14 protein-coding genes are annotated in these 16,876 nt (G+C 66.8%); 8 read left to right on the plus strand and 6 right to left on the minus strand.

Annotated features, from left to right (window positions below):
• Window positions 1–84 precede the first annotated feature (84 nt).
• Window positions 85–939, minus strand: a complete 855-nt coding sequence (locus tag R6258_RS10705) for a LysR substrate-binding domain-containing protein (RefSeq protein WP_318450042.1) — start codon at window positions 937–939, stop codon at window positions 85–87.
• Between the two features lie 114 nt (window positions 940–1,053).
• Here R6258_RS10705 and R6258_RS10710 point away from each other — a divergent pair, with 114 nt between their 5' ends.
• The gene (locus R6258_RS10710; protein ID WP_318450043.1) at window positions 1,054–1,305 is read left to right on the plus strand and encodes a DUF1127 domain-containing protein; all 252 of its coding nucleotides are present in this window, start codon (window positions 1,054–1,056) and stop codon (window positions 1,303–1,305) included.
• Between the two features lie 19 nt (window positions 1,306–1,324).
• Here R6258_RS10710 and R6258_RS10715 read toward each other — a convergent pair whose 3' ends face one another.
• From R6258_RS10715 to R6258_RS10730, 4 genes are read right to left on the minus strand one after another with little or no spacing between them, the layout of a single operon-like run.
• Window positions 1,325–2,308, minus strand: a complete 984-nt coding sequence (locus tag R6258_RS10715; RefSeq protein WP_318450046.1) for an NAD(P)-dependent oxidoreductase — start codon at window positions 2,306–2,308, stop codon at window positions 1,325–1,327.
• Between the two features lie 25 nt (window positions 2,309–2,333).
• Entirely contained in the window at window positions 2,334–3,548 is a 1,215-nt protein-coding gene (locus R6258_RS10720) for an MFS transporter (RefSeq protein ID WP_318450048.1), read from the minus strand.
• 7 nt (window positions 3,549–3,555) lie between these two features.
• Window positions 3,556–5,196, minus strand: coding sequence for a thiamine pyrophosphate-binding protein (locus R6258_RS10725; protein ID WP_318450051.1), 1,641 nt, complete (start codon window positions 5,194–5,196; stop codon window positions 3,556–3,558).
• A gap of 34 nt (window positions 5,197–5,230) precedes the next feature.
• Window positions 5,231–6,013: an SDR family NAD(P)-dependent oxidoreductase gene (locus R6258_RS10730; RefSeq protein WP_318450054.1), complete on the minus strand. Its 783-nt coding sequence runs from the start codon at window positions 6,011–6,013 to the stop codon at window positions 5,231–5,233.
• A gap of 310 nt (window positions 6,014–6,323) precedes the next feature.
• Here R6258_RS10730 and R6258_RS10735 point away from each other — a divergent pair, with 310 nt between their 5' ends.
• From R6258_RS10735 to R6258_RS10750, 4 genes are all read left to right on the plus strand, one after another.
• The gene (locus tag R6258_RS10735; RefSeq protein ID WP_318450056.1) at window positions 6,324–7,436 is read left to right on the plus strand and encodes a Bug family tripartite tricarboxylate transporter substrate binding protein; all 1,113 of its coding nucleotides are present in this window, start codon (window positions 6,324–6,326) and stop codon (window positions 7,434–7,436) included.
• A gap of 72 nt (window positions 7,437–7,508) precedes the next feature.
• A complete protein-coding gene (locus tag R6258_RS10740) occupies window positions 7,509–8,987 on the plus strand; it encodes a tripartite tricarboxylate transporter permease (protein WP_318450058.1) in 1,479 nt (492 codons plus the stop codon).
• Window positions 8,987–9,448 carry a tripartite tricarboxylate transporter TctB family protein gene (locus R6258_RS10745; RefSeq protein WP_318450060.1) on the plus strand — a complete coding sequence of 154 codons (462 nt, stop codon included), beginning with the start codon at window positions 8,987–8,989 and terminating at the stop codon, window positions 9,446–9,448. Before R6258_RS10740 ends, R6258_RS10745 begins: the two co-directional genes overlap by 1 nt.
• 14 nt (window positions 9,449–9,462) lie before the next feature.
• Window positions 9,463–10,944 carry an aldehyde dehydrogenase gene (locus R6258_RS10750; RefSeq protein ID WP_318450062.1) on the plus strand — a complete coding sequence of 494 codons (1,482 nt, stop codon included), beginning with the start codon at window positions 9,463–9,465 and terminating at the stop codon, window positions 10,942–10,944.
• Here the strand turns inward: R6258_RS10750 and R6258_RS10755 are convergent, their stop codons facing one another.
• Window positions 10,945–11,631 carry a GntR family transcriptional regulator gene (locus R6258_RS10755; RefSeq protein ID WP_318450063.1) on the minus strand — a complete coding sequence of 229 codons (687 nt, stop codon included), beginning with the start codon at window positions 11,629–11,631 and terminating at the stop codon, window positions 10,945–10,947.
• A 113-nt stretch (window positions 11,632–11,744) separates the two neighbouring features.
• On the opposite strand from R6258_RS10755, the gene tcuA reads away from it, so the two are divergent.
• The 3 genes from tcuA (at window position 11,745) to R6258_RS10770 (ending at window position 16,764) form a co-directional block, all read left to right on the plus strand.
• Entirely contained in the window at window positions 11,745–13,184 is a 1,440-nt protein-coding gene (gene tcuA, locus R6258_RS10760) for an FAD-dependent tricarballylate dehydrogenase TcuA (protein WP_318450064.1), read from the plus strand.
• On the plus strand, window positions 13,171–14,292 hold the full coding sequence (gene tcuB / locus R6258_RS10765; protein ID WP_318450066.1) for a tricarballylate utilization 4Fe-4S protein TcuB: 1,122 nt from the start codon (window positions 13,171–13,173) through the stop codon (window positions 14,290–14,292). Before tcuA ends, tcuB begins: the two co-directional genes overlap by 14 nt.
• Before the next feature lie 84 nt (window positions 14,293–14,376).
• The gene (locus R6258_RS10770) at window positions 14,377–16,764 is read left to right on the plus strand and encodes a Tex family protein (protein ID WP_318450068.1); all 2,388 of its coding nucleotides are present in this window, start codon (window positions 14,377–14,379) and stop codon (window positions 16,762–16,764) included.
• Window positions 16,765–16,876: the final 112 nt, after the last annotated feature.

The following is a 16,876-nucleotide window of genomic DNA, read 5'->3' on the forward strand; positions in this document are numbered from 1 at the left end:
ACAGTACTGCGCCCGATGATCGGCGTCGACGATCCGGCGGAAACTGTCACGTTTGTTTACGTTCGAGGCCTGGTGGGCTCCGTTTCAGCTCCTGAAGCCCTCGACGATATGTCGGGCCAGGCCCTCGACCACCGGCGAGTTCGCCCCCGGCGCGCGCAGCAGCACGATCGACGAGTCGGGCAGCGGCGGGAAGCCATCCGCCTCGCCGAGGATGCGCATGTCCGGCGTGACCAGGCTCCTCATCCATGCCGAGACCGCCAGCCCGGCACCCACCACGGCCTGCAGCGTGGCCAGGCTGGGGCTCGAGTAGGCGATCCGATACTGGCGCCCGGCCATGGTCAGCGCGTTGCAGGCATGGCTGCGGCAGAAGCAGGGCTCCTCGAACAGCGCCAGCGGCAGCGGCGATTGTTCATGCGGCGCGTGGCTTTCGGCGATCACCCAGACCGTTTCGTCCTGCCGCAGGATCTCGCCGATCTCGTGGCCGACCTCGCGGGTCACGATGCTCAGATCGAGGCTGCCCGGCTGGCGACTCAGCAGTTCGGAAGAGGGCGCGCAGTGCACCTCGACATCCACCAGCGGCCAACTCTGCGAGAACGACTTGAGGATGCCGGGCAGATAGCGCATCACGTAGTCGTCGGGCACGCCGATGCGCACCCGCCCGACCATGTCGGGCTGGCGCAGCGTGTTCAATGCCTCGCCATGCAGTTCGAGGATGCGCCGGGCGTAGCCGAGCAGGGTGGCGCCTTCGCTGGTCAGGCGCATCTGGCGGCCCTCGCGCTGAAACAGCGGTCGCTGGATCACATCCTCCTCGAGGCGCTTGATCTGCATGCTGACCGCGGACTGGGTGCGATTGACCGCCTGGGCGGCACGCGTGAAACCGCCGTGGTCGGCAATCGCGACGAAGGTCCGCAACAGTTCGTGATCGATAGTCTGCAACATGGCTTTTCATCACCCAGGTTGATGGAGTACATCAAAAACATTCGTTGGATTGATTTTAGCCCGCCCGCGACACTGCTTCCATCACAGTACAGTCGAAGAGCGGAGGGCGTTGTCATGGCACTGTTCAATGGGGGGTTGCACTTCACTCATGACGTCGATCGTCAGGGCACGGACACGAAGGCGGGCTCGGCGAGCTGGCTTCGGCGTCTGGACCGGCGCCTGCGTCGCTGGCAGCAGCTGCATCGAGAACGTCACCAGCTGTGGTCGCTGAGCGATGCCACGCTCAAGGATATCGGCCTGACCCGGGCCGATATCGAGCGCGAAGCCAGCCGGCCATTCTGGGACGATGGCGAGCCGAGGCGTTGAACGCGCGAGTCCTGCTCAGTCAGCCATCGACCAGACGCCGCGGCTGGCCGTCGACGAAGGCGCGGATGTTGTCACCGACATCCGACAGAAAACGTTCGTAGGTGCCGCGAGTCGTCCAGCCCATGTGCGGGGTGATCAGCACGTCCTCGCGCGACAGCAGCGGATGGCCGGCGGGTAGTGGCTCGGGATCGGTGACGTCCAGCGCGGCGCCCCGCAGGCGTCCGGCCTGCAGGGCGTCGAGCAGCGCGTGCTGATCGAGCAGCGCCCCGCGTGCGGTATTGACGAGCAGCGCCCCGGAACGGATTGCCGCGATCCGCCGCGCATCCAGGAAACCCCGGGTTTCGGGCGTCAAGCGCAGGTGCAGGCTGACGACGTCGGCGGCCTCGAGCAGCGCTTCGACGCTGGGCATGGCCTCGACGTCGAACTGCCGGGCCTGCGCCGGCTCGAGCGAGCGGCCCCAGGCCTTGACCTGCATGCCCAGCGCCTGGGCGCGTGGGGCGACGGCTCGGGCGATCGCCCCGAAGCCGACCAGACCGAGCGTCTGGCCACTCGCCTCGCGACCCAACTGGCTTGCCCAGTCACCGCTTGCGACGCTGCGGTTGCCCGCGACGATGCGGTGATCGAAGGCCAGCATCAGGCCGATGACCAGCTCGGCCACGGCATCGACCGAACCACCCGGGGTGGTGGCGATGGCGATGCCGCGTTCGTGCACCCGCGGTACGTCGACGTGGTTGAGGCCGGTTCCCGTCTGCGCCAGGAGTTCGAGCTTCGGGGCGGCCTCGAGGAAGCGCTGGTCGATCGCCGAGCGCTCGCGCAGGGCAACTACGATACGGGCCTGACGAAGGGCACTCTGCCGTGCCGTGCCCTCCAGGTGCTGACGATGGACGGTAACGGGAAAATCGCGCTGCAACGCCTCGACCGCCGGCGATCGGGCGCAGACATCGTCGAAGTCGTCGAGGATCACGACCGGCCAGTCGGGATGCAGGGGAGTGTGCTCGGACATACGATTCTCCTTAGCCGGATGGACACTATGTGGCTTCGCGCTCGGCGCGGTCGAAGCCGGGTGCCAGGCGGATCACCAATGTCAGCAGACAAAGCAGTATCGCTCCGCAGAGCAAAAAGGCCAGCGCAAATCCCAGCCATTCGGCAATGAATCCCAGCAGCAAAGGTGCCAGGACCTGGGCGCCACGGTTGCCCATCAGCCTCATCCCCAGCGCGCTGGAGCGTTGCTCGGTGGAGACGTGCTCGGCCAGTACGACCATCGACAGTGGCTGGGAGATGCCGGATCCCAGCCCGACCAACACGGCATAAAAGGCCAGCAGGCCGACGCTCCCGGTGGAGCCGGTCCACATCATGCCCAGGGCGACGGCCGCCACCGAGGCGATCATCGTCCTGGATCGGCCGCCCAGGGCCTGGATGACGCCGGGCATGAACGGACGAATCAGCATCGCGCACAGGGCGCGCAGACTGATCAGCACGCCGATCGCGGTCGCCGATAGGGCGATGCTCTCGAGATAGACGGGTAGGAAGGCGGCATGGGCGCCGAGTGCGAAGAGCACCGCGACGGTCACTGCGAGCGACATCTTGACGCCGATATTGTCGCGCAGCAACGAAGCCTGGGCGCGATAGCCGAGCAAGGCCCGGGGCGCCGCGTGCCCCTTGCGCGAATCGCCGACGAACAGCAGGGAGGCGGCCACGGCAATCAGCGGTATCGTGCCGATCACCATGAACACGCTGGCCATCGGCTGGGTATCGACCAACCGGCCGGCGAGCAGCGGACCGATGAGTTGGCCACCCGACAGGCACATGGTGTACCAGCCGAAATAGCGCTCGAGCTGCCGACCGCGCCCCAGCGAGGCGACGATCGATTGTGCCGCGATGACCATCACCACATGTGCCATGCCAATGGTCAACTGAGTGGCGAGCAGACCGGCGAAACCCGGGATCAGCAGCGTCAGCCAGGGGCCGGCGAGCATGCCGCAGGCGCCCAGCAGGGTGACCTTCTGGGCGCCGACGCGCGTCACGATGCCGCCGAGGGGGATCGCGAACATCAGCGGCAACAGGTAGGGCGCCGAGAGCACCAGCCCGACCATCGCGGGGCTGGCACCCATCTCCAGCGCGCGCAGCGGCACCGCCAGCAATAGCATGGTCTGGGCGACGAAGACGCTGGTCAGGCCGATGCAGACCAGCACCAGGTTGCGGATCGCTGCGGCGTCGGGCTTGTCGGGCGGTGTCTCTTGCACGCTGGCCTCAAGCCTCGAAGAGCACGGGGGCCAGGTGGTTCTGGTCGATCATCACGTCGACCACGGCCGGCCCCTCGGCGGCGAAGGCGCGCTGCATGGCGGCCTCGAGGTCGGCGGGGCGGGTCACCGTCTCGCCATGCGCGCCGAACACCCGGGCCAGTTCGCCGAAGTCCGGGTTGCGATAGTCGACCGCGAAGTGCCGGCCGCCGTAATGGGCGTTTTGGAAGGCACGCTCGTTGCCCAGCCCCTGGTCGTTGAAGACCACCGCGACCAGCTTGATCTTCTCGCGCACGGCGGTTTCCAGCTCGCCGATGTTGCACATGAAGCCCATGTCTCCCTGGACCGCCAGCACCGGCACGTCGGGGCGGGCCAGCGCCGCGCCGATGGCGGTGGGAAAGCCGGCGCCCACCGCGGCCCAGTTGTCGATGAACATGTAGGTGTCCGGGGCATGGCTGACGAAGTGCATGCGTGCGTGCTTGCCGGCGTTACCGGCGTCGACCACCATGATTCCGCCCTTGGGCAGGGTGCGGCGCAGCACGTCGGCGACGAACGGCGGTTGGATGGGCTCGGCGTCGGCGTCGATCAACGCTTGGCGCTGCGCTTCCCACTGCGCGACTTCCGCGCCGACGTCGAGCCACGCCCAGCGGCGTTCGCCCAATCGCTGGGTGAGTCCGCCGAGCAAACTCGGCGTCGAGCCGACGGCGGCCACGTCGACCGGGAACACCGTGCCGATGGGGTCGTCGCTGGCCGCGTGATGGATCAGCGTGGCGTCGGCCTGGATCAGCCCGTGCTTGAAGGTGGTCGAGAAAAGATCCATGCGCGCGCCCACGGCGAGCACCAGATCGGCGCGCTTGACGGCCCGGTTGGCGCTTTCCCAGCCGTTGCGCCCCAGCGGCCCCAGCGCCAGCGGTTGCGCCGTGGGGAACGCATCGGGGCTGAACTGCAGCGGCGCGACCGGGATCCCGTGGCGCTCGGCGAAGGCGATGAGGGCCTCGCAGGCGCGCTCGCGGAGCACCCCGCTGCCGGCCAGGATCACCGGGCGCTCGGCACGTTCGAGGCGCGCGACGATCTCGTCGAGCACGCCGGCGTCCACGCTGGGCAGCGTGGTGGTGCGATACTGCGCCGGCTGCCAGTTTTCCTGTTCGACCTCTTCCAGATAGATGTCCGACGGCGCCTCGAGATGCACCGGGCCGGGCGGCTCGCTCAGCGCTACGCGAAATGCCTTGCGCAAGGCTTCCTGGGCCTTCTCCGGGCCGCTGATCGAATAGGCCCATTTGGTGATGGGCTTGAAGAAACTAATCTGGTCCATCTCCTGACTGGCGTCCTTCTCGCGTAGCCAGGCTTCCTGCAGACCGTTGATGCCGATGATCGGTACATTGCCGCGATAAGCCGCGCCGAACGGCGTCGCCATGTTGGTGACGCCGGGCCCCTCGGTGGCGGTCACCACCGCGGGGCGCTGACCGGCCCGGGCATAGCCGTAGGCCATGAAGGCCGCGCCCTGTTCGTGGCGGGTGAGTATGAATCGAATGTCCGGCGTGCCGCGCAGCACATCCAGTAGCGGCAGGTTCTGGGTGCCGGGAATACCGAAGATATGGGTGATGCCTTCACGGCGAAGGCCTTCGATCAGGGTGTGGGCAACCGAGGGCATGGCAAGCTCCTGACTTGTTGTTCGAGAGTTTGAGTCAGACGACGGGACTGCGTCCGCCGTCGACGTTGAGGCTGGCGCCGGTCACGTACGAGGCGCAGGGCGAAGCCAGGAAGGCGATGCAGTTGGCGACCTCGCTGGCATTCCCGAGGCGCCCCAGCGGAATCGCCTGGCCCTGTCTGGCCGAGTATTCGTCCCAGCTCAACTCGGCGGCTTCGCGCTGCCAGCGGCGTTCCACCTGGGCCGAGCGAACTCGGCCGATGCACACCGTATTGACGCGCACTCCCGCGTTGCCCAACTCATGGGCCAGCGACTTGGTCAGGGCGATGCCGGCGGCACGGGTGGCCGAGGTGGGCAGCGAGTTCGCCGGTGCCGCCTTGCCGGCGACGGTGGTGATATTGACGATCGCCGCCGCGGCGGAAGCCTTCAGATAGGGCAGCGCCGCCCGAATGCAGCGAATCGCGCCCATCAGCTTGAGTTCGAAATCGGCCTGCCAGCGGGCATCGTCGGATTCCAGAAAGGGGCCGGAGGCACTGCTGCCGGCGTTGTTGATCAGGATATCCAGCTCGCCGTAGGCCTCGATGGCCGCCTGCACCGCCCGTGCCGGGCCATCCGGGCCGGCCATGTCGGCCGAGACGATGACCGGCGCCCGGCCGGCGAGCGCCTCGATCTCCCGGGCGGCACTTTGCAGCGTTGCCTCGCGGCGGGCGGCGAGCACCAGCCGTGCGCCCTCGGCGGCCAGGACGCGTGCCGTGGCCAGGCCGATGCCTTCGCTGCCACCGGTAATCAGAGCCACCTTATTGCTTATGTTCAGATCCATCGCGACGTCCCATTGTTGTCAGTGGTTGCCTGCCGATACTGCCGATGGCGGGCGCCTCCCGTCTGAGCGTTACCCGAGCCATGAATGCCTTGGCAATATAGCAAGCTTTCAAACTAGAAGAACACTCTTGCATATTAATGAAGCCATTTGCATACTCAGGTACACAATGACAACGCGCCTGGGAAGGCCTTCTCCCGCATCGCACCGTCTCGACAACTCTTTGAGCGGTGTCGACACCGATGAACCAATGTCAGTCATCGGGGCGAGGGTGCCGGGCAAACCTGGAAACTCCCGCTCTGGAGACGAGAACATGAATAACGATGCACGCCTTCGTACCGGTCGCCTTGCGGCCATCCTGCTAGCTGCTGCTGGCCTGTCGCTGGGAGTGGCGACGACCGCGACCGCGCAAGCCGAGCAAGCCGAACTCAACGGATTCTACGACGACGAGACGCTGGAGATCCTGACGCCCTGGTCGCCGGGCGGCGGGGCGGATACCTGGGGCCGATTCGTGGCCGCCACACTGCCGCCCTACCTGGGCGACGACGCCAGCATCCAGGTCGTCAACCGGCCGGGCGCAGGCGGCGTTCAGGGCACCAACGAGTTCGAGCTGCGCACCGCCAGCGACGGCTACACGGTGCTGCTGCAGAGCGCCGGCCAGGTATTCCCCTTCATGTACGGCTCCCAAGGCGTGCGCTACGACTTCCGTCACTACGCGCCGATCGCCGCCATGGCCCAGGGCGGGGTCGTCTACGCGCGCTCCGACCTGGGTATCGAGGACCCGCAACAGCTTTGGGAAGCCGACAACTTGATCTACGGCGAGGTCTCGCCACAGGCCATCGGTTCCACGGCGCTGGCGGCCTTCGTCCTGCTCGACCTGCCGCATCAGGCGATCTTCGGCTACCAGAGCCGTGGCCCGGCACGCCTGGCACTCGAGCAGGGCGAGACCAATATCGATTTCCAGACCACCAGTGCCTACACCTCGAATGTCCAGCCGCTGGTCGACGAGGGCATCGCGGTGCCGCTATTCAGCATGGGCGTCATCAACACCAAGGGTGAGCTGGTGCGCGACCCGGCGTTCCCCGAGCTGCCGACGGTGGCCGAAGTCTACGAGAAGCGTTACGGCAAGAAGCCGTCCGGACTCGCCTGGGATGCCTACCGTGCGGTGCTCTCGGCCGGCAGCATCAAGATGTTGTGGGCCAAGAAGGACGCCCCCGAAGCCTCAATCGAGGACCTTCGCCAAGCGTTTCGCACTGCGCGACAGGATCCCGAGTTCATCGCCGAGTCCGAAGCCACCAACGGGCCCTACGAGTGGCTGGTCGGCGAGGAAGCCTACACGGCGATGAGCTCGACGCTCGATGTGTCCGAAGAGGCGCTCGACTTCCTGCGCAAGACCTTCCGTGAACGCTACGACGCCAATCTTTGACGGTGACGCGTCTCGACAGGAGAGAGCCCCGGCTTCTCTCCTGTCTTCTGCCACGTGAAGGGAGCACTTGCCGTGTTCGAAGCTGCGCTAGAAGCATTATCCATCGTGCTCGATCCCTCGCGGCTGGTGTTCATGCTGCTGGGCGTCAGCGTGGGGCTGATCGTCGGTATCCTGCCGGGGCTGGGCGGGGTGGTCGGCATGTCGCTGCTGCTGCCGTTCGTCTACGGCATGGACACCTACGCCGCCATTGCCATGCTGATCGGCATGGCCGCGGTGATCGCCACCGCCGACACCTTCCCCAGCGTGCTGATCGGGGTGCCCGGCTCGGCCGGCTCCCAGGCGACGGTCCTCGACGGCTATCCGCTGGCCCAGCAGGGGCGTGCAGGGCTGGCCCTCAGCGCGGCCTTCAGTGCCTCGTTGATCGGTGGGCTGATCGGCGCGCTGGTGCTGTTCCTGATCCTGCCGGTGGCACGCCCGGTGATCCTGTCGTTCAAGTCGCCGCACTTGTTCATGCTGACCGTGCTGGGGCTGTGCGTGGTCGGGCTGCTGGCGGGGAAGTATCCGTTTCGCGGCATCCTGGCGACATTGTTTGGCATTCTCATCGCGATGCTCGGCTCGGCGCCGGCCTCGGTGACCTTTCGCTTCGTCGGTGACAGCACCTATCTGATGGATGGCGTGCCACTGGCGATTCTCGCCATGGGGCTGTTCGCGGTACCGGAAATCATCGATCTGCTGGCCGAGAACCGGGCGGTGTCCAAGGTGAAGACGCTATCCGAAGGCTGGAAATCGGGCATCAAGGCGACCTTCACCCACCGCTGGCTGGTGCTGCGCTCGTCGGCGCTGGGCGTCGCGGTGGGGGCCATCCCCGGTCTCGGCGGCTCGGTAGTGGACTGGCTGTCCTACGGCCAGGCGATGCATACCACCAAGGACAAGAGCCGCTTCGGCCAGGGCGAGATTCGTGGCGTCATCGCGCCGGAGAGCTCCAACAACGCCAAGGAGGGCGGGGCGCTGATCCCCACCCTGCTGTTCGGCATCCCGGGTAGCGGCACCACGGCGGTGCTGCTGGGCGGCTTGATCCTGCTGGGCATCCAGCCCGGACCGTCGATGCTGACTTCCAACCTGCCGGTCACCCTGACGGTGGTCTGGACGCTGGCGCTGGCCAACGTCGTCGGCGCGCTGGCGTGTTTCCTGCTGTCGCGGCCGATCGCTCGGCTGAGCATGATCCCGGCCAGTAAGTTCGCGCCTTTTTTGATCATCGTGATGATGGTCGGCGCCTATCAGAACACTCGCCAATGGGGGGATCTGGTGGCGTTCATCGTGATCGGCCTGGTCGGCTGGCTGTTCAAGACCTACGACTGGCCCCGCGCGCCGGTGCTGATCGGCTTCGTGCTGGCGCCGAGCATCGAGCGCTACCTGACTATCTCGGCCTCGCGCTATGGCTGGTCGTGGCTGGCCGATCCGATCGTCATCGTGATCGGCCTGGTATCCATCGCGATCTTGTTCGCCGGGGCGCGCGTCAAGGGCAAGAGCCAGACTCGGGAGGCCTCGTGATGTCCCGTCGTCTACTGGAAGAACTGGTGTTCATGGCGATCATCGCCGTGATTCTCGTGGTCATGCTCTGGGCGGCGATGGACTATCCGTTCACGGCGCGTTTGATGCCGCAGGTGGTTGCCGGGACGGCCCTGCTACTGCTGGTGATCGAGTTCGTGCAGACCGTGCGCCGGTCGCGGCACAAGCCCGCCACCGAGCACGGTGAGCCGCTGTTCGGCGACAAGCTTAAACGCACCATGCCCTACCTGCTGTGGCTGGCCGCGCTCTACGTCGCCGTCTCGTTGATCGGGCTGGTAATCTCGGCGGCGCTGTTCTGCGCAGCCTTCGGTTATTTCGTCGGCAAGCTGCGCTGGTGGGCGGCGTTGCTCGGCAGCGTCCTGCTGGTTGTGTTCCTGATCGCGCTCGGCGAGGGCTTCAACCTCGACTGGCCGCCTGGCTATTTCTTCTCGCCGTTTCACTGACGACGGAGGTGTGCGTGAGTATCCACGACTACAAGTTGCGTATCGGTGACAGCTGGCGAGCGGCCGAAGGCGACGCCAGCTTCGCGGCCATCAATCCCTTCGACCAGGCGACTTGGGCACGCCTCCCCGCGGCCAGCGCAGCCGACGTCGACGCCGCGGTGGCCGCCGCGCGCGGCGCCTTCGATGGCGGCTGGGGTCGCTCGCCGGGCCTGTTGCGAGCGACGCACCTCAACCGCCTCGCCGAGCTGCTCGAAGCCGATGCCGAGCGCATGGCGCAACTCGAGACCACCGACAATGGCAAGGTGATTCGCGAGACCCGTGTGCAGATGCGCTTCGCGGCACGCAACTACCGCTACTTCGCGGGCTGGGCCGACAAGCTGCACGGCGAGACGCTGCCGCTCGATCGTCCCGAGCTTCTCGATTACACCACCCGCGAGCCGCGTGGCGTCGCTGCGCTGGTGACCTCGTGGAACTCGCCGATGGCGATCCTCGCCAACAAGCTGGCGCCGGCCCTGGCGGCGGGTTGCACGGTGGTGGTCAAGCCCTCGGAGGTGGCCAGCGTGACCACCCTCGAGTTCGCCGCGCTGTGCGAACGGGCCGGCTTCCCGCCCGGGGTGATCAACGTGGTGACCGGTGGCGGCGAGGTGGGGGCGGCACTGACCGGCCATGCCGGCATCGATCTGATCAGCTTCACCGGCGGTACGGCGACCGGCCGGGCGATTTCACGCGTGGCCGGCGATGCGCTCAAGCCGGTGACCCTGGAGCTGGGCGGCAAGTCGGCCAACATCGTCTTCGACGATGCCTCGCTGGAGCAGGCGGTGACCGGTGCGGTGGCGGGGATCTTCGCCGCCGCCGGGCAGACCTGCATCGCCGGGTCGCGGCTGCTGGTCCAGCGCGGGCTCTACGATCGGGTGGTCGAGCGGGTCTGCCAGCGGGCCGCGGCGATCCGCCTCGGCGATCCGCGCCGCGACGAGACCGAGATGGGCCCGGTAGCCAATCCCGCGCAGCATGCGCGCGTGCTGGGGTTCATCGAGCGGGCCAGGCGCGACGGAGCGACGCTCAAGGTCGGCGGGCGGGCGCCGGACAGCGCCGCATTGCAGGCCGGTTGCTTCGTCGAGCCGACGGTCTTCACCGACGTGGCGCCCGATAGCGAACTCGCCCGGGAGGAGGTGTTCGGCCCGGTGCTGGCGATCATCCCGTTCGATAGCGAGGACGAGGCCGTGGCGATCGCCAACGGCACCGACTATGGACTGGTCGCCGGGGTCTGGACGCGCGATCTGGCGCGGGCCCACCGGATGGCCGGGCGGCTGCGGGTGGGCAGCGTATGGGTCAACACCTATCGCGCCTCGGCGGCACAGGCGCCGTTCGGCGGCGTCAAGGCCAGCGGCTTCGGCCGCGAGCGCAGCCATCACGCCCTGGACGAGTACTTGGACATCAAGAACGTGATGATCGATCTGGGCGAAGAGCTTCGTGATCCCTTTGCACTGCGCACCTGATCAGCCCTCGCCCTCGAAGAACGCCTCGAGACGCACCTTGTAGGCTTCGCGGATATGCGTGCGGGCATGCTGCTCGGCGGCGTCGGGATCACGGTTTTCCAGCGCCGTGACGATGGCGGCATGCTCCTGGCGTGCGGTCTGGGGACGCCCCGGCTTGGCCAGGGTGCTGCGTCCCAGCAGGACCATCGAATCCTGCAGCGAATGCAGCATCTTCAGCAGGTAGCGGTTGTGCGCGCAGCGGTACAGCGTGCTGTGGAACAGCTTATTGTTCTTGACCAGGTCGAGGGTCTCGGTGAACTGCTCGTCGCGCTCGCTGATCTCGCGCAGAAAAGTGATCTCGACGTCGGAGGCGTGGCGTGCCGACAGCCGGGCGGCGGTGCCCTCGAGCACTTCGCGCATGGCATACAGCTCGCTGACCATGCCGTGGTCTAGCTCGGTGATGATCGTGCCGCGTGCCGGATCGTTGGCGACCAACCCTTCCATCTGCAAGCGATTGAGCGCCTCGCGAACCGGGGTGCGGCTCAGCCCGGTGCGCTCGGCCAGATCGACTTCGCGGATGCGCGTGCCGGGGCGCAGCGAGCCTTCCTTGATCGCCTCGACGATATACCGATAGGCCTGTTCGCTGCGCGGTTCGCCGCGCTCGTTGGCGGACGCTGCCGGGGACTTGCGTGATTTGCTTTCTGCCATGGAGCTGCCTGTCTGATCGCCGCTTTGTCGCGTCATGATAATGGCCCATACACATCTTGTCATTTTGAACACTAGTGGATACAGTTGTATTTAATAGTTAGAGGAGGTGTTCGATGTTCGTCTCATCGCTCGGACGGCCGATTGATCGGGAAGCGCTTACCGGTCATGACGTGCTGGTGATAGGCGGCGGCAATGCCGCCTTGTGCGCAGCGCTATCGGCACGCGAGCAGGGCGCCAGCGTGTTGATGCTCGAGAGTGCGCCGCGCGAGGTGCGTGGCGGCAACAGCAGCCATACGCGCAACCTGCGCTGCATGCATCGGGCGCCCACCGATGTGCTGACCGACGCCTACCTGGAGGGCGAGTTCTTCGAGGACGTCTGGCGGGTGACCGGCGGCAACACCAACGAGGCCCTGGCGCGTCACGTGATTCGCGCCTCGGAGACCTGCACCGACTGGATGAAGGGCTATGGCGTGCGCTTTCAGCCGTCGCTGGGCGGCACCCTGCATCTGGGACGCACCAACGCGTTCTTTCTGGGCGGTGGCAAGGCGCTGGTCAATACCTACTACAAGGCCGCCGAGCGGCTGGGGGTGACCATTCTCTATCAGGCTGAGGCCGAGCAACTGGTATTCGACGGCAAGCGTTTCGACCATGCCCTGGTGCGACTGGGCGACGAGCAGGTGAGGGTGAGCGCCAAGGCGGTGGTGGTCGCCTCGGGCGGGTTCGAATCCAATCAGGAGTGGCTCGAGGAGGCCTGGGGTCCGGTGTCGCGCAACTTCCTGATCCGCGGTACGCGCTTCAACCAGGGCAAGATGCTGCGCTCGTTGCTCGACAACGGCGCCAAGTCGATCGGCGACCCGACCCAGGGCCATGCCGTGGCGATCGATGCCCGCGCGCCGAAGTACGACGGCGGCATCGTCACCCGCGTCGACTGCGTGTCGCTGGGCATCGTCGTCAACCGCGAGGGTCAGCGCTTCTATGACGAGGGTGAGGATTTCTGGCCCAAGCGCTACGCGATCTGGGGGCGGCTGATCGCCCAGCAGCCGGACCAGATCGGTTACTCGATCACCGACGCCAAGGCCGAGGGCCGCTTCATGCCGTCGGTATTCCCGCCGGAGCGCGCCGACAGTCTCGGCGAACTGGCGGCGAAGCTCGATCTGCCGGTCGAGGCGCTTAAGCGCACCGTCGACGAATTCAATGACGCCGTGCAGCCCGGCACCTTCGATCATAGCGTGCTCGACGATTGCCGCACCCAGGGCATCACGCCGGAGAAGACCCACTGGGCGCAGCGCATCGATACACCGCCTTTCTACGGTTACCCACTGCGCACCGGCATCACCTTCACCTACTTGGGTGCCGAAGTCGACGACAAGGCGCGCATGTACATGGACAGCGGCGAACTCGCCGACAACGTCTTCCTCGCCGGCGAAATCATGGCCGGCAACATCCTGGGGCAGGGCTACGTGGCCGGGTTCGGCATGACCATCGGCACGGTCTTCGGGCGCACCGCAGGTACACAGGCAGGAGGCTACGCGAAAAGCCATGCAGCAGATTGATACCCTGATCGACGAAGCGCGCCACAACATGACGGTGTGCAACGCGTGCCGCTACTGCGAAGGCTTCTGTCCGGTCTTTCCGGCCATGGAGCGGCGCCTGACCTTCTCGCGCGAGGATCTCAACTACCTCGCCAACCTGTGCCACAACTGCAGCGAATGTCTCTACGCCTGCCAGTACGCGCCGCCCCACGAGTTCGCGGTCAACGTGCCGAAGTCGATGGCCAAGCTGCGTGCTTCCTCCTATCGCGAATACGCCTGGCCGAGGCCCCTGGCGCGGCTGTTCGATCGCAACGGACTGGTTTCCTCGATTGCCCTGGCGCTGGGTATGACGCTGATCCTGCTGGTCGCCATCGCGCTCAACGGCGGCCTGGCGGCACTGCTCGGGACGCAACACGGCGGCGATTTCTACGCACTGCTGCCGCACAACGTCATGGCGGGGCTGTTCGGCGGCGTCGCGCTGTTCGTCGTCCTGGCGCTGGCGATGGGGTTCGTCGGCTTCTGGCGCGAGAGCGGCGAAGGTCGGGGGGCGCTGTTCGACCGCCGTGCCTGGCGCGACGCACTGAGCGAGGCAGCGTCGCTGCGCCATCTGCACGGCCAGGGCGACGTCGGTTGCACCTATCCCGACGAGTATCACTCCCATTGGCGGCGACGCTTTCATCACCTCACGGCCTATGGCTTCCTGCTGTGTTTCGCGGCCACCGTCACCGCTACCTTCTATCATTACCTGTTTGGCTGGGTGGCGCCCTACGAGCTGGCCAGTCTGCCCAAGCTGTTCGGCATACTCGGCGGGCTGGGCCTGCTTGTGGGCCCGGCCGGGCTTTGCTATCTCAAGCTCAGGCGCGATCCGGACACCGGGGACGGCCGCCAGCTGGGCATGGACATGGCCTTTATCGCGCTGTTGTGGCTCACCGCGCTGAGCGGCCTTGTGCTGATGCTGTTTCGCGAGTCGTCGGCGCTCGGCGTGCTGCTGGTGATTCACCTGGGCATCGTGCTGGCGCTGTTCGTCACGCTGCCTTACGGCAAGTTCGTGCATGGCCTGTACCGTCTGGGCGCGCTCTATCGCAACGCCCTGGAGCGCCGCCGCGGGGGAACCGCCCAGGATAGCTGACGAGTGCCTCCTGACGGGCGGTGCAGCGACGGCGTTTGTGATACCTTGTCGCGAACTTTTTGCCGCTGGACCGCCAAGGATTTCATGGACGCCCAAGCCAAGATCATCGCCCGCCTCGCCGGGGAACTCGCCGTTCGTCCCAACCAGGTTACCGCCGCCGTGGAAATGCTCGATGGCGGCGCCACCGTGCCGTTCATCTCGCGCTACCGCAAGGAGGCCACCGGCGGCCTCGACGACGGCCAACTGCGCGAACTCGAGGAGCGTCTGCGCTATCTGCGCGAACTCGAGGAGCGCCGTGCAGCGGTGCTCGCCAGCATCGACGAGCAGGGCAAGTTGACCGACGCACTGGCTGCCCAGGTGCGGGACGCCGACACCAAGCAGCGCCTGGAAGACCTTTACCTGCCCTACAAGAAGAAGCGCCGCACCAAGGCCCAGATCGCCCGCGAAGCCGGGCTCGAGCCGCTCGCCGATGCGCTGCTCGCCGACCCCACCCTGGACCCCGAAAGCGAGGCCCAGGGCTATCTGCGGGCGGCGGACGGTGACACGCCGGCCATCGAGGACGCCAAGGCGGCGCTGGACGGCGCCAAGCAGATTCTCATGGAACGCTTCGCCGAGGATGCCGAACTGGTCGGGCGGCTGCGCGATCGGCTGTGGGACGAGGGCGAGCTGCGCGCGCGGGTGGTCGACGGCAAGCAGCGCGAGGGCGCCAAGTTCTCCGATTATTTCGAACATGACGAGCGCCTCGCCAAGGTGCCTTCGCATCGCGCGCTGGCGATGTTTCGCGGTCGCAACGAAGGCGTACTGGCGCTGAGCCTCAAGTTGCCCGGCGAGGACGAGGTGCCGGTGCACCCGGCCGAGGTGGCGATCGCCCGCCACGTCGGTGTAGAAGACCACGGGCGTGCGGCCGATCGCTGGCTGCGCGAGGTGGTGCGCTGGACCTGGCGGGTCAAGCTCTACACCCATCTCGAGACCGAGCTGATGGGGCGGCTGCGCGAGCGTGCCGAACTGGAGGCGATCGGGGTCTTCGCCGCCAACCTCAAGGATCTGCTGCTCGCAGCGCCGGCCGGCCAGCAGGCGACGCTGGCGATCGACCCGGGGCTGCGTACCGGCTGCAAGGTCGCGGTGGTCGACGCCACCGGACAATACCTCGAGCAGGCGGTGATCTATCCGCACGCGCCGCACAAGCGCTGGGACGAGTCGCTGGCGACGCTGGCCAGGCTGGCCGACAAGCATGGTGTGAGCCTGATCGCGATCGGCAACGGCACTGCCAGCCGCGAGACCGACAAGCTCGCCGGCGAGCTGGTCAAGCGCCTGGCCGCGCAGGACGGCTCGCGCCGACTCGCCAAGGTGATGGTCAGCGAGGCAGGAGCTTCGGTGTATTCGGCCTCCGAGCTGGCGGCGCGGGAGATGCCCGATCTCGACGTGACCATCCGCGGCGCGGTGTCGATCGCCCGGCGTCTCCAGGATCCGCTGGCCGAGCTGGTCAAGATCGAGCCCAAGTCGATCGGTGTCGGCCAGTACCAGCACGATGTATCCCAGGTACAGCTCTCGCGCAGCCTGGAAACGGTCATCGAGGATTGCGTCAATGCCGTGGGGGTGGATTTGAATACCGCCTCCGGGGCGCTACTGTCGCGGGTCTCGGGGCTCAACCCGGGGCTTGCCGAGAATATCGTCGCGCGGCGCAACGAGCACGGCGCATTCCGCAATCGCCGCGAGCTGCTCGAGGTCAGTCGCCTGGGGCCGCGCACCTTCGAGCAGTGCGCCGGCTTTCTGCGCATCATGAACGGCGACAACCCGCTCGACGCCAGTGCCGTGCACCCCGAGGCCTACCCGGTGGTGGCGCGCATCGCCGAGCGCGGCGATCGGGAACTGGCCAGCCTGATCGGCGACAGCGCCTTTCTGAAAGCGCTCAAGCCCGCCGACTACGTCGACGACAGCTTCGGCGTGCCGACGGTGACCGACATCCTCAAGGAGCTCGACAAGCCCGGCCGCGACCCGCGCCCCGAATTCAAGGCCGCCGAGTTCCGCGAGGGCGTGGAAACGCTCAAGGATCTCGAGCCGGGGATGATCCTCGAGGGCAGCGTGACCAACGTCACCCACTTTGGCGCCTTCGTCGACATCGGCGTTCATCAGGACGGATTGGTGCACATCTCGGCGCTGGCCGAGAAGTTCGTCGACGATCCGCGGCAGGTGGTCAAGGCCGGCGACATCGTCAAGGTCAAGGTCATGGCCGTGGACATCGAGCGTGCGCGGATCGGTCTGTCGATGCGCCTTAGCGACGAACCCCAGGCCGAGGAGGGCTCGGCGCCTGCCCGGGGGCCTCGGCGCCAGGACAACGACGGCCAGCGCCGCGGCAAGGGCGCGCGCCGTGGCGGCGGTGCCCCGGATAAGCGGGAGGGTGGCGGTAGCGCCGGAAGCGGTGGCATGGGGGCGCTGGGCGAGGCGCTGCTCAAGGCCCGTAATAAGCGCTGAATCATCGCTGTCGATCGTTAGCCTTGAAAGGGCTGCGCCAGGCACCATAATCTGTCCTTCATCCAGCGTCGCGGTGAGCGACGGTGAATCGCCTGTAACCGGGGGTGTTCAA

Source organism: Halomonas sp. HP20-15, assembly GCF_033446685.1.
GTDB lineage: Bacteria > Pseudomonadota > Gammaproteobacteria > Pseudomonadales > Halomonadaceae > Modicisalibacter.